Genomic DNA, 24,923 nt, shown 5'->3' with positions numbered 1-24,923 from the left:
GCAGTGACAACCCTGCGGCCATCGGGCCGGCCACGCCCGGCACGGAAGGATCCCATGAGCAACGAAGCCGTCGCGCCTGCAAGCATCGCCTCGTACATCGACCACACACTGTTGAAGCCCGAGGCCAGCGAGGCCGAGGTTTTGAAGGTGTGCGCCGAGGCCGTCGAGTACAAATTCAAGTCCGTCTGCGTCAATCCGATCTGGGTCAAGACCGTCACCAAGGCCCTCAAAGGCTCGGGCGTACTGACCTGCTCCGTCATCGCTTTCCCCCTCGGCGCCACGCCCAGCGACGTCAAGGCGTTCGAAGCCCGAGGCGCAGTTTTGGACGGCGCGGATGAAATCGACATGGTGATCAACATGGCGGCCGCCCGTGCGAATGACAAAGGCGCCCTGGTGGATGACATCACCGCCGTCGCCGAAGCTGTCCACGCCGGCGAGGCAATCCTGAAGGTCATCATCGAGACGTCCATGTTGACCGATGAACAGAAGGTCATTGCCTGCGAAGCCGCCGTGGAAGCAGGAGCCGACTTCGTCAAGACCTCCACCGGATTCAATGGCGGCGGAGCCACAGTTGAGGATGTTGCCTTGATGCGCAAGACGGTAGGGCCCGATGTTGGGGTCAAAGCGTCAGGCGGAGTGCGGTCCCTGGCTGACGCACAGGCTATGATTGCTGCTGGTGCAACACGTATCGGAGCGAGTTCCGGAATAGCCATTGTCAAAGGTGAACAGGGTTCATCGGATTACTGAGGCGTCCGCGACAGCCACAGATTTTGAGCCCTGCGGGGCCGAGGAGGAATGAATGTCCAAGAACGCAACAAGCGCGCCCATTGAAAAAGAGAACAACCTCGGCGTAAGCATTGTCCTGTTCGTGATTATGATCGTGCTCTTCCTGGGCGCCATCTACTCCCTGTCCTTCCTCAGCCTGGACAACCCGTGGCCGATGGCCGTGTGCCTGGGCCTGTTCGCCCTCGCATTCTGGATTCCGCAAACCATCCTTGGTCGCTCGGACTCAGCCGGCGAAAGCTAAACTTTCACGCAACATGGGATGGCCCGGGCTAATGCCCGGGCCATCCTGTTTTCTCCGACAAGCAGGAAGTCTGCACCTTTGGCGATGGTAGCCAACGCCAGGAAGCCCGCTGCGGGCACCGATCCTACTGGTCATCAACCGCATCAGAAGGCGTGAAACCGCTCCCCGGCCCTGCCAGCAAGGTGCCCGGCCCTGCTGGGCGCAGTTCTGCGGCGACAACACCGATGCGATTCAAGAGGGCAGAGGCCTCAAATTCATCGCGCCCCTTAATCAGGACCTCTACTTCGCCCCGGACTTCCCGGATTTCATCTGTCCGCCGAAGCACGCTGCGGAGGTCTGCGCCGGCGGGAAGCTCGAAGCGTGCGAGCGTTGACATGTCCGAGCTAAAGACGCCCGGTTCGGTGCTCGTCCGGCGTTCCGCCTCCTCCAGCAGCACAGCGGCCAGCAGTTCGGAGCTGCGGTCCCAGGTGAAGCAGCGCGCCCACTCCTGGCACTGCGCAGAAACCTCAAGGGCGGTATCGGGATCGAGCAAGGCTTCAAGGGCCGTCACCAGGGCAGTGCCAAATTCCTGCGGGGTTTCCGCGAGCCAGCCCGTCCTTCCGTCCACTACCGAATCCCTGATACCTGGAACGCGCAGTGCAACACAGGGAACGCCCCAGGCCGCAGCTTCAATCACCGAGCAGCCCCACCCTTCAGAGGCCGACGTCGACACAGTGAGCCAAGCACGGTTAAGCAGGCTGTCGCGGAATGCGTTGGGCTGATATCCGTGAAACGTCACCACATGGTCCAGGCCAAGATCCATGGCCAACTGCTGCAAGCGGGGCCTCTCCGGACCGTCGCCCACAATTTCCAAGCGCAGCTTGGGAACGCTCCGTGCAGCAGCGGCGAACTGACCCAGCAGCACATCCAGCCGCTTGTGCGGCACGAGGCGGCTGACCACGGCGATGGTGGGGTCCGCATCCTTGGGTCCGATGGTCGCCGGAACGTCGATGGATCCGTTGGGCACCACGTGAATGGGTCCCGTAAATCCGAGTTTTCGCAGTTCCAGCCGCGTGGACGGCGATACGGCAACAATGGCCCGCTGGCCATACACTGCCTTGGCACCGCTGTTTTCCAGGAAGCGCCCCAAGGCCGCAAGTGGCGGCGAGAACCTGGTACTGAATTGCTCCTGGTGTACATGGTGTACCAGTTGGACTATCGGGGTCTTAGCGGACACAAACAAGGGTGCAAAGAAGGGGATTCCATTCTGGCAATCCACAATCGCATCGAAGTTCTGGCCTGTTTTCAGGAGCCTGCGGGCTGCTTGCGCGTAGATAGCCAAAGGCCCTCCCGCCCGGAGGATGCGGATACCGTCGATGACATCCTCGGCCGTTTGGCCAGGCTCCCGGCCTGTAAACCACGTGACCTTGGTCCGGCTTTCAACCCATCTCCGGGAAATCTGATGCATATATTGCTCGGCCCCGCCCGCTTGCGAATGCCTGACGTCCCGCCAGTTCAGGACAAGCACATGTTTCCCGGCGAGATCGGTGATGGCGGTTTCGGCTGCCAGTACCTCGGTCATGGCATGGTCTTCTGTAGCTGGAGAACTGACGCAAAACTCGCTATGCCGTCGTGCATGGGCCGGAAAGTGGACTCAGCCCCGTCCGTCCATGCCACGGGCAACTCGATGATCCTGGCGTTTTGGTGTTGAAGTCGAAGAAGCAGTTCGACGTCGAAGGCAAATCCGGAGGCCCGGCACTGGACCATGGCAGCGGTGAGCGCGTCCCGTTCGAAGAACTTGAAACCGCACTGGGTATCGAAAATGCCCTTGACTTTTGTTCGGGTGAGCGCGCGGAACGCTTTCCCTCCCATCCGTCTCCCAAGCTGTTGTGGCCGTACCAGGGTGGATCCAGGCGCGTGCCTGGAAGCAATGACAGCGGCCGCACCTTCCTGGAGATACGACATTGCCGATGTCAGCGTTTCCAACGGAGTAGCCATGTCAGCATCAAAGAATCCCGTGAACCGCGACGTTCCGCTGAGGAGACCCCGACGGACGGCGGCACCCTTGCCACGACGCGAACAGCCAATGACCGAAATCGGCACGGCGGTTCCTCCATCAGGGAAGAGACGACGAATTACGGCTCCCGTTTCATCCACGCTGGCGTTGTCCACTACGACGATCCGCGAGGACCACGGCTGGGCGGACAGGAAGTCGGTGGTCTGGATCAGTGTGCGGGGAATCCTCGCGGCCTCGTTATACGCCGGAATGATGACTTCAAGATCAACGTGCGAGCGCCGCAACGATGCTGCGCGCCCCTGTGTGGGCAGACTTTGCCTACTGCCGGTGTGGATGCCGTGTGAACGGACCAAATCCATCAAAACCCTCCATTTTTTCCAAACTGGGTACAAGTGCCCGTCTGGAAGTGGAGGGAGGCCGCAAGTCGTGACGCTGGTTTGATGGAAGCTTCAATCGACGTGCATGCGGACCGTGCGCCGACCGTGTCAGGGCAGCTGCAGCATCCCGCCCAGCGCCGCGAAAATACCCGGCCAGTGTTGCCCGGCCAGAGCCCAGGCAGCCACACCCATGCCCACCATGGCGTATCCGCTGACAGGAATCAGAACCAGCCACTCGCGCCGTGATCCGGCCCTGCCCAGCAGCGGAATCGAAAAGGCCCCGTTGGCCCGCCAGATGCCACTGATCAGTGATTTCCGCAGGAATTTAGGTGGCTTGATGACGATAGGCCACAGCAACGGCACACCGCCCACCGTAATCATGTCTCCCACGATGTGGACCACGACTCCCGTCAGCATTGACAGCGGCAGCCATCCCCACTGATCCGGCGCAAACCAGGTCACCAGGCCAGCCATCACCACGGCGAACACCCAGTTGGTGATCCACCCCGATTTGGGAAACAGGTTCAAAGCCTTGGCGGCAAGGTTGATCATGAACATGCACAGCAAACCCGCGCCGACGGAGAGCTTCCCCACCGGTGTGACCATCTGGAATTGAGCTGCCATGGCCGCCAGCACAACGAAGGCCGAGGCTCCCAAGAGTGAGTGCGTCCCTTGCCGGTGGCCGCCACTGGCTTTCTCGATTCCCACCGCAATCACATTGGACAGCGGCGGAAGCGAATTCGCTATGGTGCTGTGCCGGTGGTCCCAGTCGCACACCAACGCGGTGCCCGCCGTCGCCATGGCTCCGATGAGGATGCCAGTGGAGTCCAGCGGGTACCACCCCAAGGCGTAAGGGCCGGTAGAGGCAATAGCAATCCACGCCGCGGCTCCTGACGCGGCGTGGTGTCCTCCCATCATTCCTTTAGCCTGCCTTTACGGGTACATCTGAGAAGATCGCTTCGATCACGTTGTTGGCCCACTGGAGGATCTCGGCATCCTGGAGATCACGGCCGCCGATCCTGGCTGTCTTGGGCTTGGGGATCAGGACAGCATCCAAGGCAGGCTTGACCTGGGAACCCGGGTACATGCGGTTCAGCCGCATGGTTTTGGACTCAGGCAGTTGCGCCGGCGAGAAGCGGATGAAGTTGCCTTGGAGCGCGACGTCGGACAGCCCGGCTTCGCGGGCCCCTACCCTGAAGCGGGCCACGGCGATGAGGTTCTGCGCCGGCAAGGGCGGCTCACCGTAGCGGTCCACGAGTTCCGCGAGGACCTCATCGATGGCCTCGTTGGTGACAGCGGCAGCTAACTTCCGGTAGGCCTCCAGGCGCAGCCTCTCACCGGGCACATAATCATGCGGCAGGTGGGCGTTGACGGGCAGTTCGATCTTCATCTCCGCTGCCTTCTCCTCGGCCTCACCGCGGTACTCGGCAACAGCTTCACCGACGAGCCGGATGTAGAGGTCGAAGCCCACGCCCTGGATGTGGCCGGACTGCTCCCCGCCCAACAGGTTGCCTGCACCACGGATTTCGAGGTCCTTCATGGCCAGCTGCATGCCGGCGCCGAGTTCATTGTGCGCGGCCACAGCCTTGAGCCTTTCCAGCGCCACCTCGCCCAACGGCTTTTCAGAGGGGTAGAGGAAGTACGCGTAGGCGCGTTCACGGCCACGGCCAACACGGCCACGGAGCTGGTGCAGCTGCGAAAGTCCGTACTTGTCGGCACCATCCACAATCAGTGTGTTGGCGTTGGAGATGTCCAGACCGGTCTCAATGATCGTTGTACAGACCAAAACATCGAACCGTTTCTCCCAGAAGTCCACAATGATCTTCTCGAGTCGGCTCTCGGACATCTGGCCGTGCGCCACTTCCACCCTGGCCTCGGGGACCAGCTCGCGGATCTGCGCTGCAATTCGTTCGATCGAGGACACACGGTTATGCACGAAGAACACCTGCCCTTCACGCATGAGCTCACGGCGGATGGCCGCTGACGTCTGCTTGTTCGTGAAGGGACCCACATAGGTGAGTACCGGGTGGCGTTCCTCCGGCGGAGTTGCCAGGGTGGATGTCTCCCGGATGCCCGTCAAGGACATTTCCAGGGTTCGGGGAATCGGCGTGGCACTCATGGCCAGGACGTCCACGTTGGTGCGCATCTTTTTCAGCGCTTCCTTGTGTTCCACACCAAAGCGCTGCTCTTCATCCACGATCACCAAACCCAGGTCCTTGAACTCAAAGTCCTTGGACAGCAGCCGGTGCGTACCGATCACGACATCCACCGCACCGCTCTTGACGCCCTCGGCGGTTTCCTTGGCTTCCTTGCCGCTCTGGAACCGGGAAAGGGGCTTTACGCGCAGCGGGAATCCCGAGAAACGCTCAGTGAAGGTCTCGTAGTGCTGCTGGGCCAACAGCGTGGTGGGCACCAGGACAGCTACCTGCTTTCCATCCTGGACGGCTTTGAAGGCCGCCCGGACGGCGATCTCGGTTTTGCCGTATCCGACGTCGCCGGAAACCAGCCGGTCCATGGGGATTTCCCGCTCCATGTCCGCCTTGACCTCGTTGATAGTGGTCAGCTGGTCCGGGGTTTCCACATAGGGGAAGGCTTCCTCGAGCTCCCGCTGCCACGGAGTATCCGGAGCGAAGGCGTGTCCGCGGGATGCCATCCGGGCCGAGTAGAGCCGGATGAGTTCTCCGGCGATCTCCTTGACGGCTTTGCGTGCCTTGGACTTGGTACTCGCCCAGTCGGCGCCGCCCATCTTGCTGAGCGCCGGGGTATCCCCGCCGACGTAGCGCGTGACCTGGTCCAGCTGGTCCGTAGGGACAAACAAACGGTCCCCCGGAGCGCCACGCTTGGAGGCTGCATATTCCAACACCAGATACTCACGCAGCCCGGCATCGGACGACGACGTACCCGTCACCTTGCGCTGGATGAGCTCCACGAACCGGCCGATTCCATGCTGCTCATGGACCACGAAGTCGCCTGCGTGCAACTGCAACGGGTCCACGGCATTCCGTCGCTTGGACGGCATGCGCCGCATGTCCTTGGTGGAACTGGCGGTGGCGCGGCCCAGCAGGTCCGCTTCAGTCAAAAGACCCAGTTTGAGGCCGTCAAGGACAAAACCACGTCCGACGGCGGCAGTGGTCACCTCGATGATGCCCGGCTGGGGATCCTTATCCAGCGAGTCCACGCGTGCACACGGAATGTCGGCGTCGTGGAACAGCTCAACCAGGCGCTGGGCAGGTCCGGGTCCGTCCGTAACAACCACCAGGCGCCACTGCTCCCGGACACGGGAGCCAATGAAGTCCAGCATTTCCGCCACCTCGCCCTGGTACCCGCGGGGTTCCCGGGCGTGGAGGTTGAGGACGTCGATGTCCAGCACCAGGTCCTCGTCAGTTGCGAGCGAGGTGATGGACCACCATGACACCCCGTGTTCCAAGGCGGCAGACCGGGTGTCAGTCAGCGAACGGAAGCTCGCGGCGTGCAAGTCAGTGGAGGCCTGGGAGGACAGATCCAGTGGCGCGGAACCGCCGTCGGACGCCGTTGACCAAGCAGCTTCCAGGAACTCTTCGTTGGTAGCAGCGAGGTCGTGCGCACGGGTGCGCACTTTTTCCGGCTCGATGACCACGCTCAGGGAACCGGCCGGAAGCTGGTCCACGAACGGGACCATGGCATCCACCAGCACCGGGGCCAGGGATTCCATGCCCTCAACGGCGATCCCACCCGCGATTTTCTCCAGCATGTCAGCCGCCGCCGGCATATCTGCTTTGAGCTTGGCAGCACGGGACATGACGGAGGGCGTGATCAGGATTTCGCGGCACGGCGGCGCATGCAGCTCCGTCGGGTGGTGTATCCCGGGTGCAGACAGAGAGCGCTGATCGGCCACGGCAAACCAGCGCATCTGGTCAACTTCATCGCCGAAGAACTCCACACGGATGGGATGGTCCTCGGTGGGCGGGAAAACGTCCAGGATACCGCCGCGAACCGCGAATTCGCCTCGGTGCGTCACCATGTCAACCCGTGCATAGGCAGCGTCGGAAAGGGCACGGACAACATCGGTGAAGGAGCGTTCCTGCCCTACCTGCAGTGTGACGGGGACGAGGTCACCCAAACCGGCCACGATCGGCTGGACCACGGCGCGAACCGGGGCAACCACCAGACGCAGGGGTGCCGCCGTCGAGGTTTCAGGGTGGGTCAGGCGGCGCAGGACCGAGAGCCTGCGGCCCACGGTGTCCGAGCGCGGCGAGAGCCGCTCATGCGGGAGGGTTTCCCAACTGGGGAAGGTGGCCACAGACTCCGCGGGCAAGTACGAGGCGAGCGCCGCCGTCAGGTCTTCTGCCTCACGCCCGGTGGCGGTGACCGCCAGCACAACAGGCGTGCTCCCGGTTTCAGTTTCCAGGGCAGCAAGGCCATCGGCCATTTCTGCAAGCAGCACTGCCCGCATCCCGTTAGGGGCGCTGATCTGGTAGTCCGTGCTCCGGGCCGAAAAGGGCCGCTGAGCTTCCGTTCGGACGCGCGCAAAAGTCTTGTCTTCCGCCAGTGCGCGGCGCAGACCGTTGAGGCTCATGGCTGAAACTCCTAGGGTGGGTCCAAGGGCAGGCAACACAAATGCCCGGAAATTCAAATGAATGCCGGGTCATTCCAGCCTACCCCTCCCTCCAGCCCAGGAGTTCCTTTGCAGCCATCACCAAACCAGCCATCCAAGACAGTCCTCGTTACGGGCGCCACCGGTTACATTGGAGGCCGCCTGGTCCCCCGTCTTCTCGAGGCTGGCCACCGCGTGAAGGTGGTGGTCCGCTCCCCGCAGAAAATCGCCGATGTTCCATGGCACGACGACGTCGAAATCATCACGGATTCCCTGTCCGACGCCGGAAGCCTGGAGAACGCACTCCAGGGCGTGGATGTGCTCTATTACCTGGTTCACTCCATGGCTTCGGGCAGTGGATTCGAGGCGAAGGAAGATGCCATGGCACGCCTCGTGGCGGACGCAGCCACCCAGGCCCACGTCACAAGGATCGTCTACCTCGGCGGCCTGCACCCGGAGAATGCAGGGCTCTCCACGCACATGCGTTCCCGCGAGACGGTGGGACGCGTCTTCCTTGATTCCCCGGTGGATTCCATCGTGTTCCAGGCCGGAGTCGTTATCGGTTCGGGTTCGGCGTCGTTCGAAATGATCCGCCACTTGGCCGATACCCTGCCCGTCATGCCGGCGCCCAGCTGGGTTAATAACCGCATCGAAGCCATCGCAGTGCGGGATGTGCTCCACTACCTTGTGGCTGCTGCAACGCTCCCGGACGGCCTGAACCGGACGTTCGATATCGGCTCCCGGGACGTCCTGAAGTACAAGGACATGATGAACGAGTACGCCCTGGAGCGCGGCCTGCCCCGCCGTCTGGTGATCGCCCTTCCGGTTCCGGCGCCCAAACTCGCCGGGCTTTGGGTTGCCCTGGTCACGCCCATCCCGCTCTCCATGTCCTTGCCGCTGGTGCAGTCACTGCAGCACGATGCCGTGTCGCGGGAGCACGACGTCGATCATTACATTCCCCAGCCCGACGGCGGCCTGACGCCGTACCGCCGTGCCGTCGGCTTGGCTTTGGGCAAGGAACGGGACGGGCAGGTGGAGACCACCTGGGCAAATGCCGGAATCGACGCCGACCCTCTTCCCAGCGATCCCGATTGGGCCGGTTACAAGGTCTTCCTGGATGAGCGGACCTTCCACAGCGATGCGAAGCCTGAGCATGTGTGGACCATCATTGAGGGCATCGGTGGCAAGAACGGCTGGTACTCACTTCCGCTGGCATGGCGGGTACGTGGATGGCTGGACAAGCTCACCGGCGGCGCGGGCCTGTTGAGGGGCCGAAGGCATCCAAAGAGGCTGGGCAGCGGTGAGGTGGTGGACTGGTGGCGGGTGGAAGCCATAGACCGCGGACATCTGCTGCGTCTCCGGGCCGAGATGCGGGCACCCGGGCGTGCATGGCTTGAGTTGGCAGTGGAGCCCGACGGCGGCGGGAGCCTTTACAAGCAACGCGCCATCTTCTTCCCACGCGGTTTGGCGGGCAGACTTTATTGGCTGGGCGTGTACCCGTTCCACGGGATCATCTTCCCGTCCATGGCACGGAACATTTCCGCGGCAGCAACCGCGCTTCAACAGCAGGAACAGGAGCAGGGTTCCGGCGTGGCCACGGACACCCCGTAGGATGTTGGGAGCTAAAAAGCTTCACCACCAACATATCCACGGAGGACCCATGGCCCTGAGTGCATCCACCACCCTGCCCCACAGCGTTGACCGCGTTGCGGCCGTATTTGTCGACGAAGACTTCCTGCGCCACACGAGTGAACTGGTGGGCGGCTCCTTGGAATCGTTCACGATCGACGGCGACCCCGCCGGCGCTTTCAGCACCACCACGGTTCGTACGCTCCCCACTACCCGCCTGCCGGATATCGCCCGCAAGTTCGTCGGCGAGAGCCTGACTGTCACGCAGACCGAACAGTGGGAGGCACCGGCAGCCGACGGCTCCCGCGCCAGCAAGATCGCCCTTAAGGTCTCCGGCGCTCCGCTCGACGTCACGGCAGTCCAGCGCCTCGTGGCTGAAGGCGGGAACACCCGGATCGAGCTTGAGGGCAACGTTTCCTCGTCGGTTCCGTTCCTCGGCGGCAAGATCGCCGATGCTGCTGAGCCGATGGTTGGCAAGGCCCTGAACATCCAGTCGCAGCAGGCGCAGGCCTGGCTCGAAAGCCACTAGCATGCAGCTCCCCGCCATTCTGGGCTGGGTCCTGATCGTTGCCGGCGTGTGGTCCCTGGTTGTATGGCCGCAGTTCCTGAAGCGCGTCATGAAGGATCCCCGGGCCCACGACGCCGCCGGCAAGGCCACCAGGTTCCTCACTGTCCACGTCGTCCTGGTCTCCATTTCCATGGTGCTGGGACTCGCGACGGCGGCCATAGGGGTTGCAGGGCTCGTTTCCTAGCGCTCGTCCCACCCAACTGGGTCGCAGTAGCGCGCGTTTTGAGCCCTCATAACGCGCTCTACTGCGACCCAGTTGGGTAGACTGGGCTTTGGTGTGCCGGGAAGTCTGGTCGGCGGTGTCTTTGCGATGCCCGCCTTTCGACCACTCGACCCACAGGAGCTTCCGTGGCCAAACAACCCCTGACCACCACCGTTTTCAGCCGCTCCAGCTACCCCGAGTACCGCCGGATCCTCTCCATCCTCCGAACAGAGACAGTGGGCGGCGCCCTCCTTCTGGCCGCCACTGTGATTGCGCTGATTTGGGCCAACTCCCCCGCCGCTGAGGGTTACTTCGCATTACGCGATCTCAAAATAGGCTATGAACCCTGGCACCTGCAGCTGAGCCTGGGGCATTGGGCCTCCGACGGCCTGCTGGCCGTGTTCTTCTTCCTCGCGGGCCTGGAACTCAAACGGGAGTTCGTCGCCGGGGAACTCCGCAAACCTGCCCGCGCTGTTGTACCCGTTGCCGCGGCCGTCGGTGGAGTCTTGGTCCCCGCCCTGATCTACGTCCTCTTCAACCTCGGCTCCGCCTCGGAGACACTCAAGGGCTGGGCCATCCCCACGGCTACGGACATCGCTTTTGCCCTGGCCGTCCTTGCCGTGATCAACACGCACCTTCCCGCAGCCCTGCGGACCTTCCTGCTGACCCTCGCAGTAGTTGACGACCTCATCGCCATCGGCATCATCGCCTTCTTCTACTCCACGGGCATCCAGCCCCTTATGCTCCTGGCCGCCCTGGTACCGCTGGCGCTCTTCACCTTCCTGGTCCAGAAGCGGATCCGCAGTTGGTACTTCCTGCTCCCCCTTGCCCTGGCCACGTGGGGTCTCGTCCATGCGTCGGGTATCCACGCCACAGTGGCCGGGGTGCTGCTGGGCTTTGCGGTTCCGGTCTTCAACAGCGGAAGAAAGGGCGAGCCGGCCGAAGGGCTCGCCGAGCACTTCGAACACCGGCTACGCCCCTTCTCCGCCGGGTTCGCAGTACCCGTCTTCGCCTTTTTCTCCGCAGGCGTGGCGCTGGGCGGGTTGGATGGCATGCAGGCGGCGCTCAGTGATCCGGTGGCCGTGGGAATCGTTGCGGCGTTGGTGCTGGGCAAGGCCATTGGCGTCTTCGGCACCACGTTCCTGGTGACCAAAACCACCCGAGCGAGCCTTGATTCCAGCATTGCCTGGATCGACCTCTTTGGGCTGGCTTTGCTGGCCGGGATCGGATTCACCGTCTCCCTGTTGATCGGCGAGCTAAGTTTCGGCACCGGGTCTGCACATAATGACCACGCCAAGGTGGCCATCCTGGCCGGTTCCCTGATCGCGGCGCTGCTGGCCGCCGTCGTACTTAGGGCCAGGAACCGGCACTACCGCCTGGTTCAGGTGGAAGAACAACGGGACGACGACGGCGACGGCGTGCCTGACGTCTTCAGCCGCACCTAGCGTCCGGCTGCCCGGCACACTGCTCTGCGGGCTGTTAGGCCGTCGCCTGGTTCAGCGCGTCCTCTGCGGCAACCCACGAAATCATGGCGCATTTGACCCGGGCGGCGTAGCGGGCCACGCCTTCGAATGCGGCGGCGTCCCCCAGAATCTCCGGATCCGCCTGCACTTTTCCACGCGAGCGGAGGACTTCACGGAAGTTATCGATCACGGCGTGCAGTTCCTCTACGGACATTCCCTCGCCAAGGTCGGTCAACACTGAAGCCGACGCCATGGAGATGGAACAGCCTGCACCATCCCAGCTGATCTGCTTGACAGTTCCATCGGCAACAGCCAGACGGAGCGTTACCTCGTCCCCACAGACCGGGTTGAGTTGGTGGGATTGGCCGGTTGACGTGCCCGTAGGGGCTTCTGTGTCCGCGAGCCCGCTACCGTGCCGCTGCTTGGAGTGGTCCAGGATGATCTGCTGGTACAGCTGGTCAAGACTCATGGTGCTGGTTACCCGTTCGTGGAAGTGTGTGGGGAGCGCCCAAAGGCAGACGCCGTGGGTCAGGCCTGGAAATAGGCCCGGACGCCAGACACGGCGTCAAGGAAGGCATCGACGTCGTCTGTGGTGTTGTAAAGGTACGTACTGGCCCGGGTAGTAGCGGTCAGCCCCAGGCGGCGGTGCAGCGGCTGGGCGCAATGGTGGCCGACGCGGACGGCGATGCCGCGATCGTCAAGGAACTGGCCGACGTCGTGGGCATGGACACCGGCGACGTCGAAAGCAGCCAGCCCGATGCGTTCCGCGCCGGAAGCAGGACCCACCACGCGGATGCCGTCGATGCCCTCAAGTCCCTTGACCAGGCGCTGACCCAGCGTAGCCTCCCAGGCATGGATGCGGTCGATCCCGGTTTCGGACAAGTAGTTCACGGCAGTGGCAAGGGCAACCGCCTGGGAGATGCGTTGTGTCCCGGCCTCGAAGCGCTGCGGAGCAGGCAAGTATTCGGCGCGCTCCATAGTTACCGTGGTGATCATGGACCCACCGGTGAGGAACGGCGGGAGGACGTCCAGGAGTTCCTGCTTGCCGTACAGGACACCGACGCCCGTGGGAGCCAGCATCTTGTGGCCCGAGAACACCGCGAAGTCGACATCCAGGTCCTTGACGTCAATGGGCATGTGAGGCACCGACTGGCAAGCATCAAGAACCACCAATGCACCCACGCGTCGGGCGAGAGCCACCAGTTCGGCAACCGGGTTGATTGTTCCCAGGACGTTGGACGCGTGCGTGAAAGCCAGCAGGCGGGTCCGCTCCCCCACAATTTCTGCCGCGACATCGAGCCGGAGCGCGCCATCGTCCGTGATGGGAATGTACTTCAGTGTGGCACCGGTGCGGAAAGCAAGCTCCTGCCATGGGATCAGGTTGGCGTGGTGCTCCATTTCCGTGACCACGATCTCGTCCCCGGGACCGATGGCCAGCTCCTTCAACGCCGAACTGCCGCGGCCCTGGGCAGCCCACAAGGCGGCGTTGGACAAGGCATAGCTGATGAGGTTCAGGCCCTCCGTGGCGTTGGACGTCCACACGGTTTCCTCGTACTGGGCACCAACAAAATCCGCGACAGTTTGGCGGGCGTCCTCAAAGACCTCAGTCGCGCTCACCGCAAGTTGGTGTGCGCCACGGTGAACCGCGGCATTGCGTTGCTCGTAGAACTCCTGCTCGGCCTCTATGACGCTCAAAGGGTTCTGCGACGTGGCCCCGGAATCGAGATAGATCAACGATTTGCCGTTGACCAGTTGGTCCAGGACGGGGAAGTCGTTCCGGATCCGCAGCACCTCCGCATTGTCCATGGCAGGAACCACGGACTGCTGCAGCGAGGCGGGAGTTGATACGACTGTCAAGGGGCGCTCCTTGGAAATCCTTCAGGGACACTCAATTATCCCACGGCGCGACGTCCCCGGAGATGTGCCGTACAGCACGTCGGCGTCCTGCAGTATCTCAGTTCCCCGCTGTACTTCAATGTCCCGCTGTACCAGGCAGCCATCCCAGCGGCGGAGCAACATCGCTGTCGAAAGCCCCATGCAGCCGCTCCATCAAGGTCCAGGCGCGGCGGCTCGCCGCGCTGCGGGTCCTCGCTTCGTAGCCACTGGCCGCCCGGGCGTAACACAGGGCCGCTTGCGCGAACTGCCGGTCCCCGGAAAGGCTCTTGCCCGCAGATTCAAGCACCTTGGGGTCATTACCCAACAAAGCCGTTGCGAAAGTTCCCGTCGCCGCAGCGCCGGCGCCCCGCAATGAGGCGGCAAGCTCGTTAAGGCGGCGCTGCACCACAAGGTCCTCGACGGCCGACCTGCTTGCGTTGAGCATCATGAGGGTCAACGCCTCGGCTTCCATCAAAGGACTTTGCTGGTCATGGAAGGCCTCGGCTACCGCAAACAAGTGGCCGGGCTTGCGCGAAACCTTGTCCTGGGCTGCCGCCACGAACAGGGAGCTGAACTGGGACAACAGGCCATTTTCAGTTAGGCCGGCCCCTTCCTTCGCTGCCATCAAGCTCTTCCGCACCCTTGCCATTGCCTGCTCCGAATCACCGCACAGCGCCGCGGAGTACGCCAGCATCGCCGTTGCCAGCTGCAGAACCGGCGGCAGGCCGGCGTCGTGCAGTTCAGCCACAACGGGTTCAAGCGTTCGCAATGCGGCCCGGGGCAGGCCTTGGCTGAGCTGCGCATAACCCCGCGCTACATCCAGGCACCATGCCAGGTGCGCTGGCACTGCATAGGTCCACGGGCAATCCAGGACGGAGTCCAGCCTGCTCCATGACAGGTTGTGCCGCAGATGGAAAACGTGGCGAAGGAGCACCCCTGGCCGGAACATCTCCAGCGCAGGGTCGGCATCAATGGCAGCCAGGGCAGCGGAAGACTTTTCCAACGCTTGGGGAGCGTCCCCGGACAACAGGAGCTGTTCGGCCTTGTGGACATTCCACATGACCCGGGCGGCTGCATCCGACGGTTCCTGCGGCTCCTGAGCCACGCCGTCGGGCGGCATGGGAGAGGCCGCCCCCAAAAGACCCAGTGCCATCAACCGACGTGCAGCCTCCGCCTGCACATCCGCCTGCGATCCACCCACCAACTCGCGCAACTCCGGTGCTGCTTCCTTGAGCTGGCCTTCGGCAATGAGCGCCCTGGCCCGGATCATCCTGGCGTCATCCCGGTGGCCTGGACCGTTGATACCCATGGAAGCCCTGATAGCCAGCTCAGCGGTGGAGGGTTTGTCAGCGGCAGGCGCTGCGGCCAGGATGAGTTCATCGGAGAGGCTCAGCCCGCAATCGAGGGTCCACGTCATCCAGCGCAGCATGGCGGGCGCAGAATCCGCTGTGAGTCCCGGCTCCTCGATGCCAAGCCGGAGCGCCGTGCTGCGCGAGCGGGGAACGGACAGCCGGATGCCCTCGCCCCGCAGCCATGAACTCGTACGGACAAGCGGAGGCCTTCCGGGGAGGACCCTGATGTGGTGGGCGTCAAGAAGGTGTTCCACGGCCTTCTGGCCGAAGCTGTGTTCAACAACATCCAGGGCCAGAGGCTCGGCGAGCGCAATGACCTCCAACGCCTTCAGTTCCTCTGCAGCATGGTGGGAGATATCGGCCCGGACGTGCTCAACCACCCCGGGCCATTGGCAATGAGCCCGTACGTCGAGGGTCCAGTATCCGTCGCGCTGGACCAGGAGATGGGCGTTGCGTGCATCCTGGATCGCCAGGCAAAGGAGTCCCACGTTGAATCCGCACATCGCCGCCAGAAGACTGCTGGCGCGCCTTTGAACCTTTCCGCCCAGTACGTCCTCGCACAGAGCCTGTGCCTCACTGAACGTAAAGGGAGCCAGGACGTACTGTTCCAGGAAGCCCTCCTCCCACAACTGGTACAGATCCGGCGGTAGCGGGCGGCGGCTGTCGGCCGTAGCTACCAAGGTGGCTCCGAATCCCGGCATCAGCTGCAGCAAAACCGCCAGTGACGCAGGATCGACGAAGTGGATGTCGTCCACGAGGAGGACCAGTGGAGGCCGTTGGGGCCCGGGGTGGCGCTTACTTCGACGCCGGGCAACCGGGGGCGTGTACAGGTATTCTGCTGGACCGAGGCTTTGGGTGAGCGCCCGCAGGACATGAAGTCCCGGGAGGGCCGTTTGTTCGCCTGGGGGCTCCACTGCGGCGCTCAACGCACCATAGACGGTTGTCTGGAGTTCCGGTTTGCCGGCGAAAGTGCGGACATCCATGGTGTCCGGTAGTCCTGCTTTGATGGAGAGCAACAAATGGCTCTTTCCAGATCCGCTGTCGCCGATCACAACTATGCCGTTGGTGGAAGGAGAGGGTACTGCCGCGAGGATCAGATCCAGGATCTGCTTCCGGTCCGGGAATGTTGACGGCCTCAGCCTGACTGTGACAGCGTCTTCGTCCAGCCAGGGGTCCGGCAACATGCACACTCCAATAGCAGCAGTCCCTTGGTCCGGGAGAATTTAGGCTTCCGCGATTTTGCGGGATCCCTGGCCTAGAAGCCGGCGACGGCTGGGGGGAGAGTCTCGGTCTCAGAAGACTCTGTCGCCGCCGGCTTCGTCCAGGGCCGGACCGCCTTTCGGTGGCCGGAGCATCGGCTCAAAGAGACCACCGATGCGGTATTTCGATGTGGAATTCGGGGGATGCTTGGGGCTTTCCTTCCTTCCAAGATCAGTTAACCGCGTGCCGGAAATCAGAACACCAGTAATCGGTACTCGATTAGTAGGGCGGTTTCCGGGCCCCGATACTCTGTTGTACTCAGTCCCTTGGAGGGGCACTACTTGGTCCGGGCAGGGAAAGGGCGCGGGTTAGTCCATTGATTGGTGGTAATTGGTGCAATACCGCAACCACGTGGTGTTTACAGGCTCCCGGAGCTACTCAAACGCCGTGCATCAATTGCGGACAGCAGCCCCAAGGTCCTCGCGCCGGCGGATGCCCAGCTTGGCATAGCTGCGGTACAAGTGGCCCTCCACTGTGCGGACAGAGACCATGAGTTTCTCCGCGATCTGCCGGTCAGTGAGTCCGGAAACGGCCAGCGCCACAATATCCTGCTCGCGCCGGGTCAGGGGCACGGAACGGTCCACCTCGGTGTGGGGGTCGTGGAGCTGTGCGTCGCCCAGGCTGGCCTCGCTGACGTCGCGCAACACGGCTGCCTGCCGCGCCTCGGGCCGTTTGCCCTCCGCGTCAAAGGCAACGGCGGCTTTGTCGAAAGCTGTCGCCGCTGGCCCGGGCATGCCTCCGGCGGCCAGCAGGTTGCCTGCGTTGACGAACGCATCGCCGGCGCCGTCCACTTGGGCGGTGGCCAGCATGTGCCAGCCGCCTGCCCATGCCCCAGCCATTGAGGAGGCAGTTTCCTGGATGGCTTCCATGACCTGTCCGTCTCCCAGCTCTGCCCTGAGGACCAGGTTCTGGAGCAGGACGCCCGGAAGTTGATGCAGATGCGTGGAATCAGGGAGGCTCCGCAGTTTCTCCAGCCCTGTTCCTTTATTCAAAAGCTCCTTTGCGGCCAGGGTGAAGATCTCGGCCAGGGCTTCAACATAGGCGCCACCGGCAGCCGGGACCACCACGGTGTCCATGGACAGGCGTTGGGCCAGTTCATGGTTTCCTGACCGGGCCGCAACGTAAAACGCCAGCGCGTTGCCCAGGCGGCGCAACCTCTGCGGGTCCTTCACACGGAGTGCCTCCACTGCGGGAATCAACACAGCGCTGGCTTGTTCCAAACGACCCTGCCGGAGCAAGGACAATCCTTTGAGCGCCTGGATGTCGCCACCGAACGTTATCAACCCCATGGCGGAGCTGGCGGCGTAGCGGTTCAGGGCCGTCTCGGCGGCCGCCCAATCCCCCGACTCCAGCGCAGCCAAGGCATAGCGGACCAGGATGAAGTCCGTGAAGTACAGGAGGTCGTCGTGGTGTTCATCCAGCAACACCAGAGCTTCCCTGCCCATCTCCAATGCCTGCACCGCCTGGCCCTCCACCATCAGGAGCTCGCACTGCATTGCCAACAGGAAAAGCTGGTTCATGACGAAATCGGGCTCGTCCGCGGCAAGACCGGCCTGGAACGTGGCAAGTCCCTCACGAAGCTCTCCATAGCGGCCGTCATGGGCCAGCGCCGCCAATTCCAGAGCCGCCGCGTGTCGTCGGATCTGTTCGACCACAGGGTCCTGCGCGTTGCGGCCCGCCACCAGTGCGTCGGCGGCAGAGTGGACGTCAGCCAGGATGTCACCGGAGCTGTCCCCCATCGCGGACCTCGCAGCTCCCCACAGCAGTCCGGCGCCCAGGGGCCCGGACGGATCGGCGTCCAGGAACCCGGCATCTTCCTCGAGCAGCTCCACGGCACTGCGGTAGTCGCCGTCGTTGTATTTGACCATTGCCATCACGGCACGGGCGCGGGGGCGCAGCGCTTCGGAGCGAACCTTGGCAGCGGCCTCCAGCGCGAGTGGATTCTGCAGGAGTTTCGCGGCGAGGAACGCTGCCCTCAGCAGCTGTTCGTCGTCGACGTCGGCACCACAGTCCAGCGCCCAACTCACCATTCGGAGCAGGCCCTCTGCCGTTGATGGTTCCGCGGGCAGGTGCTGAACCATACGCTGGCGGATCTGGAGGCTACGCGCGGGCGAAACAATGTGGCGAAGCGCCTCACCATACATCGGGTGCCACATTTTCAGCGGACTACCAGCGCCGTTACTGGAAATCACGAGCCTGTTGTCCATCAGCGACCGCAACGTATCCCTGCCCACGAGCGCGTCGAGTACGGCGGCGGGGACGGGTTCGGACAAGGCGATGATGTACATCGCTTCCCGTTCAGCCTCGCTGGTTCGCAGGACTTTGTTCCGAACCACTTCAGAGAGGCCCTCGCCGGTGCCGGAGAGGGCCCTGGTGAGGAACCAGACGCCATTTCGACGCACCAGGTTTCCGTCAGCTTTTGAGTCTTCCAGGAGGCAACGGAGCAACAGGGGGTTGCCCTCCGAAACAGCATGCAAAACATCAGTGGTGCTTGCCATGACCGACCCGCCCAAGGTTTTCCCGGCCAGCTCGGCCACTTCTTCCTTTTCCAGGGGGTGGAGTTCGAAGCGCTCTGCCAGGCCGTCGTACCAGAGCTGAAGCAGGGCAGGAGGAAGTCCTGGCCGCGGCCTGCTGGTCGCTACTAGCCTCGCCCAGCCAGCCGTCACCAGTTCGGCCAGAATCTGTGTGCTGGCCTCATCGAGGTCATGGGCGTCGTCTACAACCAGAAGGAGCCGTGCGCCTTCGCTTCCGCGCCTTTTCTCGAACTGGGACCAAAACTCGCGAAGAATCGCCACCGGCGAGGTGGCCTGCTCCACAGGCAGGTCCAGGAGGTAGGGCGCCAGGACACCGAAAGGAACAGCGGACAGTGCCGGACTTCCATGGATCCGCATCACTACCATTTCGCCGGCCAGGCGGGCAGCGATCTCGGCGGCCATGGCCGTTTTGCCGATGCCGGGATCGGCAAGGAGCAGGACGGCGCCCGCGCCCTCCTGCCTCAATATTTCGGTCGCGAGGTCCAACTCCGCGTCCCTGCCAACAAGGTACTCAGCCTGCATGGGCACGCACCCGGTTGACGGAAACTACGCTCCTCAACTCACAGGAGACCATTGAGCTCGCCTCGGGATGAAACGCCGAGCTTGGTAAACACTTGGTACAGGTGTCCCTCAACGGTCCGCACAGACACCCCAATATCCATAGCGATTTCACGATTGCTGACACCCTTTCCGGCCAGTTTGGCAATTTGCCGTTCACGCTCGGTCAACACCGGTGCGTCGCTTCGTGGTTGGATCGGCAACGCCGCGACTGATTGTTCCAGACGCTCAAGCCTAAGCTGCGCGGTCCGGGCAGCCGTGGTTTCACCGGCATTACGGGCAAAGTCCAAGGCCATGGCAACGCACCTGGCTTCGACCACCAACAAATCCAGTGCAGCTGCGGCATCGGCGGCCGCCAGAAGGGAACGGGAACTCTTGTTCAGGGATCCGCGAGCGAGGTCGCGGGCGATCTGTGCCAAGGGGCCTTGACGGTTAGTGGCAACTTCTTCCAGCAGCTTGTACTCGGCGTCCGTGCCCTCCACAGTGGCGCCGAAAAGGCAGATGCCCGCTGTTGTGAAGCGCCTCTTGGCGATGTCCTGATGGACCCGGGCCAGCAGCCGCTGTTTGACGTCCGGGTCCCCCATCCAACGCCCTGCCATTTCAGCACAGAACTCGGCAACGGACTCGGAGAAATATGTTCCAACACCCCGGCAGGTGCGGTACAGGTCAAGGTAGCGTCCGGCTTCGAGTGAATTCCCCAACTGGGCGTAGGCAAAGGCGGTAGCTGCGTAGGCAACCTTGACCATGTTCATGGCGGGGCGGAGCTCCAGCTGCGCGGCGGCGGAACGCAACGGTTCGATCGCGCTAGCGGGTTTCCCTGCGTAAGCGTAGGCGAGGCCTACGCCCAGTTCGGTGATCGCACCCCGGTACTGCAGGCGCGAAGGCGTGGAGGGCGTCCGGCGCATGAGCTCGATGCATTTCCGCCATTGTCCGGACAGCAGCAGCACTCCGAAAGCCTGCCGCGCGAAAGACTCCTCCAACTGCGCCGGCCTGTCATTGTTCCCCAGCTGCCGGGACACGGTGCGTGCCAGTTGCTGCGCTTCCAGTTCCCGGCCCATCACGCAACGGGCTTCAATGAGGCAAAAGGCGGACTTGAGCCAGTGTTCCCGGTCCACGGCCGGGTCCTTGGCCAGTTCCTCTTCCAGGTCCTCGGCCACAGCTGTGTATTCGCCCATGTACGTCTGGTATTCGTAGTTGCAAAGCAGGAGCCGGTTCCGGGCCCGCGTGATCATCTCCGGCGTGTATTTCTCCGGAGTCGAAACGATGGACTCCAAGGTTTCATTTGCCGCCGCGATCACTCCGGGCACCATAGCCGAGCGGCCGTCAATCCATGTCATGGCCTGGCACTTGGCCGCTGTTACTTCTGCAAACTCCATTGGGTCCAAAACCGCAATGTGTGCCTCGGAAACCTCATCCAAAGCCTGGGCCGCGTGCAGGGGCAGGTCCAGCATGAGGTAGGCAGCTGACTTCAGGCGCTGCCCCGGCACCCATTCGGGATCCTTCGGATCCAGGGAGAGTGTGCATTGGATGGCAAAGTTGGGGTCGTAATCGTCCAGGGCCGCCCGGCCTGCTGCCAAGGCGTGCGCGGGCGACGGTGACGGCTCATCCTCACAGGCATGCATCCACGCGGCGTAGCTCAGCAAATCCTGTGGAGCCAACCCAGCCAGCTCCGGCTCCTTGGGTCCAAGAAGCATCAACCTCAGCTCGCGACGGCGCCGGGTACTCAGCCAGCCCCGAACAACCTCACCCACATAGGCATCCCGAAGGGACACCCAGTGCTCGCCGCTGCGGTCAACGCTCAGGAGCCCGGATTCCTCCATCTCCACAAGCACTTCCGTGCCAAAGATCGCTGCAAGATCCACCAGGGTGGCGCGCTGCGCACAGGCCAGAACCTCGACGACGGTCCGGTTGGCCTGCGGTTCGCGCGCCAGCCTGGAACGGACAAAGTCCTCAACAACTGTGGCGCCTTCAAGCTTGATCCGGTCCCTGAGCGTCCACACGGAATCGTTGAGGACGAGGTTGCCGGAATGGCGTTGCTCGTCCAGGAGCGCGTGCAGCAGCATCGGGTTCCCGCCGACAGCGGAGTGGAGTGAGCCAACCAGGGTCGAAGAAACGTAGTGGCCCAGCACCGAGCCGAGAACCTGCTTGGTCTGTTCTTCGCTCAGCGTGTTCAGATGGACTTCGCCCAGTTGCTCCTCAAGGACCAGCCGATGAAAATCAGCGGGGAGATCACTGGAGCGTTGAACAGTGGCGATCACCTTGGCCGTTCCAGTTGCCATCAGATTCAGCAGCACGCCCGTACTCATGGGATCCATACCGCCGGCATTGTCCACGATGAAGACAGTCTCGCGGCCCGCGGCTTCTTTACGGATCAGTGAGGTAATCGCGTGCAGAATGCCCGTGGGCGAGCTGACGGCCTCGGACGGCAGCCTCGCCAGGAGGAATCCGAGGCACCCGTAGGGAGTCTGGCCGTTGGCGACCGTGTTGCGCAATTGCAGGCTGTGGATTTTGGGGCCCAGCGAGGAAACTACTGCCCGGGCCAGGCCCGATTTGCCGATTCCCCGTTCGCCCGTGAGCACCACACCGTACGATTCCGGGGACTCCAGATGCTTGGTTGCCCGGGACAGATCCTGGCTCCGGGCCAACAATGACCATGTTTGCCGATCGGATGGACCGCCCACAAGGTCCGGAGCCGCAGCCCTCGCTGCGCCTCCACCGCCTTTGTTTAGCAACTCCGCCGACATTCGCATCCTTCGCTACAACATCCGCGACAGTCCCCCACCGCTTACCTGCGTACCATGCACACTACCTCCGGGCGCCGACAGTTTGTAGGGCTAAGGGCGCCTCGTATCATCAGGCTTTCCTCAGGCTTTCCTCAAGATTTGCTCAAGTTCTTGCCGCATGATGCTTCTGCTGCGCCGCAAGGAGCCCCTCACTGACCAGAAGTTCCACCGCGTCGGCCGCCTCGTCCAGCAAAAATGGCAATTCCTTCTTCTCGGGCGCTGCAAAATCCCGGAGGACAAAGTCCGCGGTATCCATACGTCCCGGAGGCCGGCCCACGCCTACCCGCACGCGCAGATAGTCCTTTGTTGCCAGCGCCTTGGAGATATCGCGGAGGCCGTTATGGCCACCCTCGCCGCCACCTATCTTGAGCTTGACCGTGTTGAAGGGGATGTCGATCTCATCGTGGACGGCAATAACGTGATCAGGCGCAATGTCGAAGAATTTGCTCAGCCCCGCGACAGGACCACCGGAAACGTTCATATAAGTCATCGGCTTGGCCAGCACTATGCGGGGCCCGCCAATCCCCAGCCGACCCTCCACCACCTGCGCCCTGGCCTTGTGGGTCTTGAACTTGCCGCCCATCCGCGACGCCAGCTCGTCAAGCACCATCTGGCCCACGTTGTGCCGGTTGTTGCTGTACTCGCTGCCGGGGTTGCCAAGGCCAACTATCAGCCAGGTGTCAGTCATGGTCTCATCCTAGGGAATCTGGTCAGGAAATCCGGTCAGCGAATCTGCTCGGCGAACTTGCCTGACCGGTATCGGAATCGCGGGGGCGCGCGGGATTACGCGGGAGTGAAAGAAGAAAGTGGCCGGGACCCAAGGGGACCCGGCCACTCAAAAGGCGTTTGCCTATGCAGTCAAAGACTACTCAGCCGCTGCTGCGGTGGTTTCTTCTTCAGCCTCAGAAGCGGTCTCGGCGATGCGGACCACAAGGGTGTCGCCTTCGGTGAGCAGGGTGGAACCCTTCGGCAGGACGAGGTCCGATGCGTGGATGTTCTCGCCGGCCTTGCGGCCTTCGATGTCAACCTCGACGGCGGTGGGCACGTGGGTTGCCTCGGCCTCAAGGGAAACCGTGGTGGCTTCGAGGCTGGCAACAGCACCCGGAGCAACTTCACCGGAAACGTGGATGGCGATGTCGACGGTAACCTTCTCGCCGGCCTGGACGGTCTGGAGGTCAACGTGCTCGATGATCTGCTTAACCGGGTCGCGCTGGATGTCCTTGACTAGCGTCAGGTGCTTCTCGCCGTCGACGTCGATTGCCAGCAGGGCGTTGGAAACGCGGACGGCCAGCGTGGTGGCGCGGCCAGGCAGGTTGATGTGGATCGGCTCTGCGCCGTGGCCGTAGATGACAGCCGGGATCTGGCCGGCCATGCGTGCACGGCGGGCAAAACCCTTACCGAATTCGGTGCGCAGTTCTGCGGTGAGCTTCTGCTCAGACATGTGTACTCCTTGATTACTGTGGCGTCCGGGAAACTCCGGACAAGTCGATCAGCAAGGGCGGAGGTCTGTGGACCTTCTACGCCCGGCGACCGTTGCTGTCCAGCAGCAGCCCGCCTGTGTCGAAGGAGATGCAGACCCAGTCGATAACGGAGACCCGCAATTCCGGTTCAAAACGCGCACCGGATGTGCTCTCCCTCGCCAAGGTATCCCCAAGAGTTTACCAGCGGATACCTTCATTACTGAAAACGGGCCATCCACACGCCCGGAGGCGGCGGATGGCCCGTCATGCCAGTAGTCCGGCGTCAGGCTTTGCCGTCGAACAGGCTGGTGACCGAACCGTCGTCGAACACTTCACGAATGGCACGCGCGATCAACGGTGCGATGGACAGCACCGTTAGCTGCGGGAAACGCTTCTCTGCGGGGATGGGCAGGGTGTTGGTGACAACCACTTCGCGTGCGCCCGAATCAGCGAGGCGCTGCGCTGCCGGGTCGGAGAAAACGGCGTGCGTGCAAGCGATGATGACATCCTTGGCGCCAGCGTTCTTCAGGACCTGGACGGCACCGGAGATGGTTCCACCGGTGTCGATCATGTCGTCAATAAGCACGCAGGTGCGGCCTTCAACCTGGCCAACCACGGTTTTGGAGACGGCCTGGTTGGGCACGGTGAGATCGCGGCTCTTGTGAACGAACGCCAGCGGGGCACCGCCAAGGCGTTCCGCCCACTGCTCGGCGACACGGACGCGGCCGGTGTCCGGCGAAACAACGGTGATGTTGTCCGCCTCCACCTTGGTGCGGATGTAGTCGGCCAGCAGCGGGATCGCCATCAGGTGGTCAACCGGGCCATCGAAGAAGCCCTGGATCTGGGAGGTGTGCAGGTCCACGGACATGATGCGGTCCGCACCGGCGGTCTTGTACAGGTCCGCAACCAGGCGGGCGGAAATGGGCTCGCGGCCGCGGCCCTTCTTGTCCTGGCGGGAGTACGGGTAGAACGGTGAAACAACCGTGATCCTCTTGGCAGAGGCGCGCTTGAGGGAGTCGATCATGATCAACTGCTCCATGAGCCAGTTGTTCAGCGGGGCCGGGTGCGCCTGGATGACGAACGCGTCGGTGCCGCGGACACTCTCAGCGGAACGGACGTAGATTTCCCCATTGGCGAAGTCATAGGCGTCGATGGGCAGGAGCTCAGTCTCCAGCTCCTTCGCGATTTCCTGCGCCAGCTCCGGATGTGCCCTTCCGGCGGCGAGAATCAATTTCTTCTCGCCGTGTGCGGTAATTTCGCTCATGC

At 62.9% G+C, this 24,923-nt stretch carries 19 protein-coding genes; 6 read left to right on the top strand and 13 right to left on the bottom strand.

What is annotated here, in order from left to right; genetic code table 11:
- Nucleotides 1-54: 54 nt before the first annotated feature.
- Both deoC and LDP01_RS17005 read left to right on the top strand, forming a co-directional pair.
- Nucleotides 55-747, top strand: a complete 693-nt coding sequence (deoC, locus tag LDP01_RS17010) for a deoxyribose-phosphate aldolase (protein ID WP_224091772.1) — start codon at nt 55-57, stop codon at nt 745-747.
- Nucleotides 748-799: 52 nt separating this feature from the next.
- Nucleotides 800-1,027: a hypothetical protein gene (locus tag LDP01_RS17005; RefSeq protein ID WP_224091770.1), complete on the top strand. Its 228-nt coding sequence runs from the start codon at nt 800-802 to the stop codon at nt 1,025-1,027.
- A 124-nt stretch (nt 1,028-1,151) separates the two neighbouring features.
- Here the strand turns inward: LDP01_RS17005 and LDP01_RS17000 are convergent, their stop codons facing one another.
- From LDP01_RS17000 to mfd, 4 genes are all read right to left on the bottom strand, one after another.
- Nucleotides 1,152-2,588 (bottom strand): glycosyltransferase family 4 protein, encoded by a 1,437-nt coding sequence (locus LDP01_RS17000; RefSeq protein ID WP_224091762.1) that lies wholly within the window; start codon nt 2,586-2,588, stop codon nt 1,152-1,154.
- The gene (locus LDP01_RS16995) at nt 2,585-3,382 is read right to left on the bottom strand and encodes a glycosyltransferase (RefSeq protein WP_224091760.1); all 798 of its coding nucleotides are present in this window, start codon (nt 3,380-3,382) and stop codon (nt 2,585-2,587) included. Before LDP01_RS16995 ends, LDP01_RS17000 begins: the two co-directional genes overlap by 4 nt.
- A gap of 126 nt (nt 3,383-3,508) precedes the next feature.
- Complete coding sequence (locus LDP01_RS16990; protein WP_224091757.1) at nt 3,509-4,318, bottom strand: metal-dependent hydrolase; 810 nt, start codon at nt 4,316-4,318, stop codon at nt 3,509-3,511.
- Between the two features lie 4 nt (nt 4,319-4,322).
- The gene (mfd, locus tag LDP01_RS16985) at nt 4,323-7,955 is read right to left on the bottom strand and encodes a transcription-repair coupling factor (RefSeq protein WP_224091755.1); all 3,633 of its coding nucleotides are present in this window, start codon (nt 7,953-7,955) and stop codon (nt 4,323-4,325) included.
- A gap of 57 nt (nt 7,956-8,012) precedes the next feature.
- Here mfd and LDP01_RS16980 point away from each other — a divergent pair, with 57 nt between their 5' ends.
- The 4 genes from LDP01_RS16980 (at nt 8,013) to nhaA (ending at nt 11,817) form a co-directional block, all read left to right on the top strand.
- Nucleotides 8,013-9,584 (top strand): SDR family oxidoreductase, encoded by a 1,572-nt coding sequence (locus LDP01_RS16980; protein WP_224091753.1) that lies wholly within the window; start codon nt 8,013-8,015, stop codon nt 9,582-9,584.
- Nucleotides 9,585-9,633: 49 nt separating this feature from the next.
- Nucleotides 9,634-10,131 carry a DUF2505 domain-containing protein gene (locus LDP01_RS16975; protein ID WP_224091751.1) on the top strand — a complete coding sequence of 166 codons (498 nt, stop codon included), beginning with the start codon at nt 9,634-9,636 and terminating at the stop codon, nt 10,129-10,131.
- A gap of 1 nt (nt 10,132) precedes the next feature.
- Entirely contained in the window at nt 10,133-10,354 is a 222-nt protein-coding gene (locus LDP01_RS16970; protein WP_224091748.1) for an SCO4848 family membrane protein, read from the top strand.
- A gap of 164 nt (nt 10,355-10,518) precedes the next feature.
- Nucleotides 10,519-11,817 (top strand): Na+/H+ antiporter NhaA, encoded by a 1,299-nt coding sequence (gene nhaA / locus LDP01_RS16965; protein ID WP_224091747.1) that lies wholly within the window; start codon nt 10,519-10,521, stop codon nt 11,815-11,817.
- Nucleotides 11,818-11,851: 34 nt separating this feature from the next.
- Here nhaA and sufU read toward each other — a convergent pair whose 3' ends face one another.
- The 9 genes from sufU to LDP01_RS16925 all read right to left on the bottom strand — a co-directional run bounded on the left by sufU (nt 11,852) and on the right by LDP01_RS16925 (nt 24,921).
- A complete protein-coding gene (gene sufU / locus LDP01_RS16960; protein ID WP_223936373.1) occupies nt 11,852-12,304 on the bottom strand; it encodes a Fe-S cluster assembly sulfur transfer protein SufU in 453 nt (150 codons plus the stop codon).
- Nucleotides 12,305-12,363: 59 nt separating this feature from the next.
- Nucleotides 12,364-13,692, bottom strand: a complete 1,329-nt coding sequence (locus LDP01_RS16955; RefSeq protein ID WP_224091745.1) for a cysteine desulfurase — start codon at nt 13,690-13,692, stop codon at nt 12,364-12,366.
- Between the two features lie 115 nt (nt 13,693-13,807).
- Complete coding sequence (locus tag LDP01_RS16950) at nt 13,808-16,246, bottom strand: ATP-binding protein (protein ID WP_224091743.1); 2,439 nt, start codon at nt 16,244-16,246, stop codon at nt 13,808-13,810.
- A gap of 468 nt (nt 16,247-16,714) precedes the next feature.
- Nucleotides 16,715-19,378, bottom strand: coding sequence for an AAA family ATPase (locus tag LDP01_RS16945; protein ID WP_224091732.1), 2,664 nt, complete (start codon nt 19,376-19,378; stop codon nt 16,715-16,717).
- A 38-nt stretch (nt 19,379-19,416) separates the two neighbouring features.
- Nucleotides 19,417-22,158 (bottom strand): helix-turn-helix transcriptional regulator, encoded by a 2,742-nt coding sequence (locus LDP01_RS16940; protein ID WP_224091730.1) that lies wholly within the window; start codon nt 22,156-22,158, stop codon nt 19,417-19,419.
- A gap of 142 nt (nt 22,159-22,300) precedes the next feature.
- Nucleotides 22,301-22,885 (bottom strand): aminoacyl-tRNA hydrolase, encoded by a 585-nt coding sequence (gene pth, locus LDP01_RS16935; RefSeq protein WP_224091727.1) that lies wholly within the window; start codon nt 22,883-22,885, stop codon nt 22,301-22,303.
- Between the two features lie 177 nt (nt 22,886-23,062).
- Nucleotides 23,063-23,638, bottom strand: a complete 576-nt coding sequence (locus LDP01_RS16930) for a 50S ribosomal protein L25/general stress protein Ctc (RefSeq protein WP_224091717.1) — start codon at nt 23,636-23,638, stop codon at nt 23,063-23,065.
- A 76-nt stretch (nt 23,639-23,714) separates the two neighbouring features.
- Nucleotides 23,715-23,840 carry a hypothetical protein gene (locus LDP01_RS23500; protein WP_263433777.1) on the bottom strand — a complete coding sequence of 42 codons (126 nt, stop codon included), beginning with the start codon at nt 23,838-23,840 and terminating at the stop codon, nt 23,715-23,717.
- Nucleotides 23,841-23,940: 100 nt separating this feature from the next.
- Nucleotides 23,941-24,921, bottom strand: coding sequence for a ribose-phosphate diphosphokinase (locus LDP01_RS16925; RefSeq protein WP_159697849.1), 981 nt, complete (start codon nt 24,919-24,921; stop codon nt 23,941-23,943).
- Between the last annotated feature and the right edge of the window lie 2 nt (nt 24,922-24,923).

Origin of the sequence: Arthrobacter sp. StoSoilB13, assembly GCF_019977255.1 — a bacterium.
In the GTDB taxonomy this organism is placed as follows: Bacteria; Actinomycetota; Actinomycetes; order Actinomycetales; family Micrococcaceae; genus Arthrobacter.
This window is presented reverse-complemented; position numbering and strand designations above follow the sequence as displayed.

Coding starts and splice junctions, on each gene's coding strand:
- deoC (WP_224091772.1), top strand. CDS start 55: ATGAGCAACGAAGCCGTCGCGCCTGCAAGCATCGCCTCGTACATCGAC.
- LDP01_RS17005 (WP_224091770.1), top strand. CDS start 800: ATGTCCAAGAACGCAACAAGCGCGCCCATTGAAAAAGAGAACAACCTC.
- LDP01_RS17000 (WP_224091762.1), bottom strand. CDS start 2,588: ATGACCGAGGTACTGGCAGCCGAAACCGCCATCACCGATCTCGCCGGG.
- LDP01_RS16995 (WP_224091760.1), bottom strand. CDS start 3,382: ATGGATTTGGTCCGTTCACACGGCATCCACACCGGCAGTAGGCAAAGT.
- LDP01_RS16990 (WP_224091757.1), bottom strand. CDS start 4,318: ATGATGGGAGGACACCACGCCGCGTCAGGAGCCGCGGCGTGGATTGCT.
- mfd (WP_224091755.1), bottom strand. CDS start 7,955: ATGAGCCTCAACGGTCTGCGCCGCGCACTGGCGGAAGACAAGACTTTT.
- LDP01_RS16980 (WP_224091753.1), top strand. CDS start 8,013: ATGAATGCCGGGTCATTCCAGCCTACCCCTCCCTCCAGCCCAGGAGTT.
- LDP01_RS16975 (WP_224091751.1), top strand. CDS start 9,634: ATGGCCCTGAGTGCATCCACCACCCTGCCCCACAGCGTTGACCGCGTT.
- LDP01_RS16970 (WP_224091748.1), top strand. CDS start 10,133: ATGCAGCTCCCCGCCATTCTGGGCTGGGTCCTGATCGTTGCCGGCGTG.
- sufU (WP_223936373.1), bottom strand. CDS start 12,304: ATGAGTCTTGACCAGCTGTACCAGCAGATCATCCTGGACCACTCCAAG.
- LDP01_RS16950 (WP_224091743.1), bottom strand. CDS start 16,246: ATGTTGCCGGACCCCTGGCTGGACGAAGACGCTGTCACAGTCAGGCTG.
- LDP01_RS16945 (WP_224091732.1), bottom strand. CDS start 19,378: ATGCAGGCTGAGTACCTTGTTGGCAGGGACGCGGAGTTGGACCTCGCG.
- LDP01_RS16940 (WP_224091730.1), bottom strand. CDS start 22,158: ATGTCGGCGGAGTTGCTAAACAAAGGCGGTGGAGGCGCAGCGAGGGCT.
- pth (WP_224091727.1), bottom strand. CDS start 22,885: ATGACTGACACCTGGCTGATAGTTGGCCTTGGCAACCCCGGCAGCGAG.
- LDP01_RS16930 (WP_224091717.1), bottom strand. CDS start 23,638: ATGTCTGAGCAGAAGCTCACCGCAGAACTGCGCACCGAATTCGGTAAG.
- LDP01_RS16925 (WP_159697849.1), bottom strand. CDS start 24,921: ATGAGCGAAATTACCGCACACGGCGAGAAGAAATTGATTCTCGCCGCC.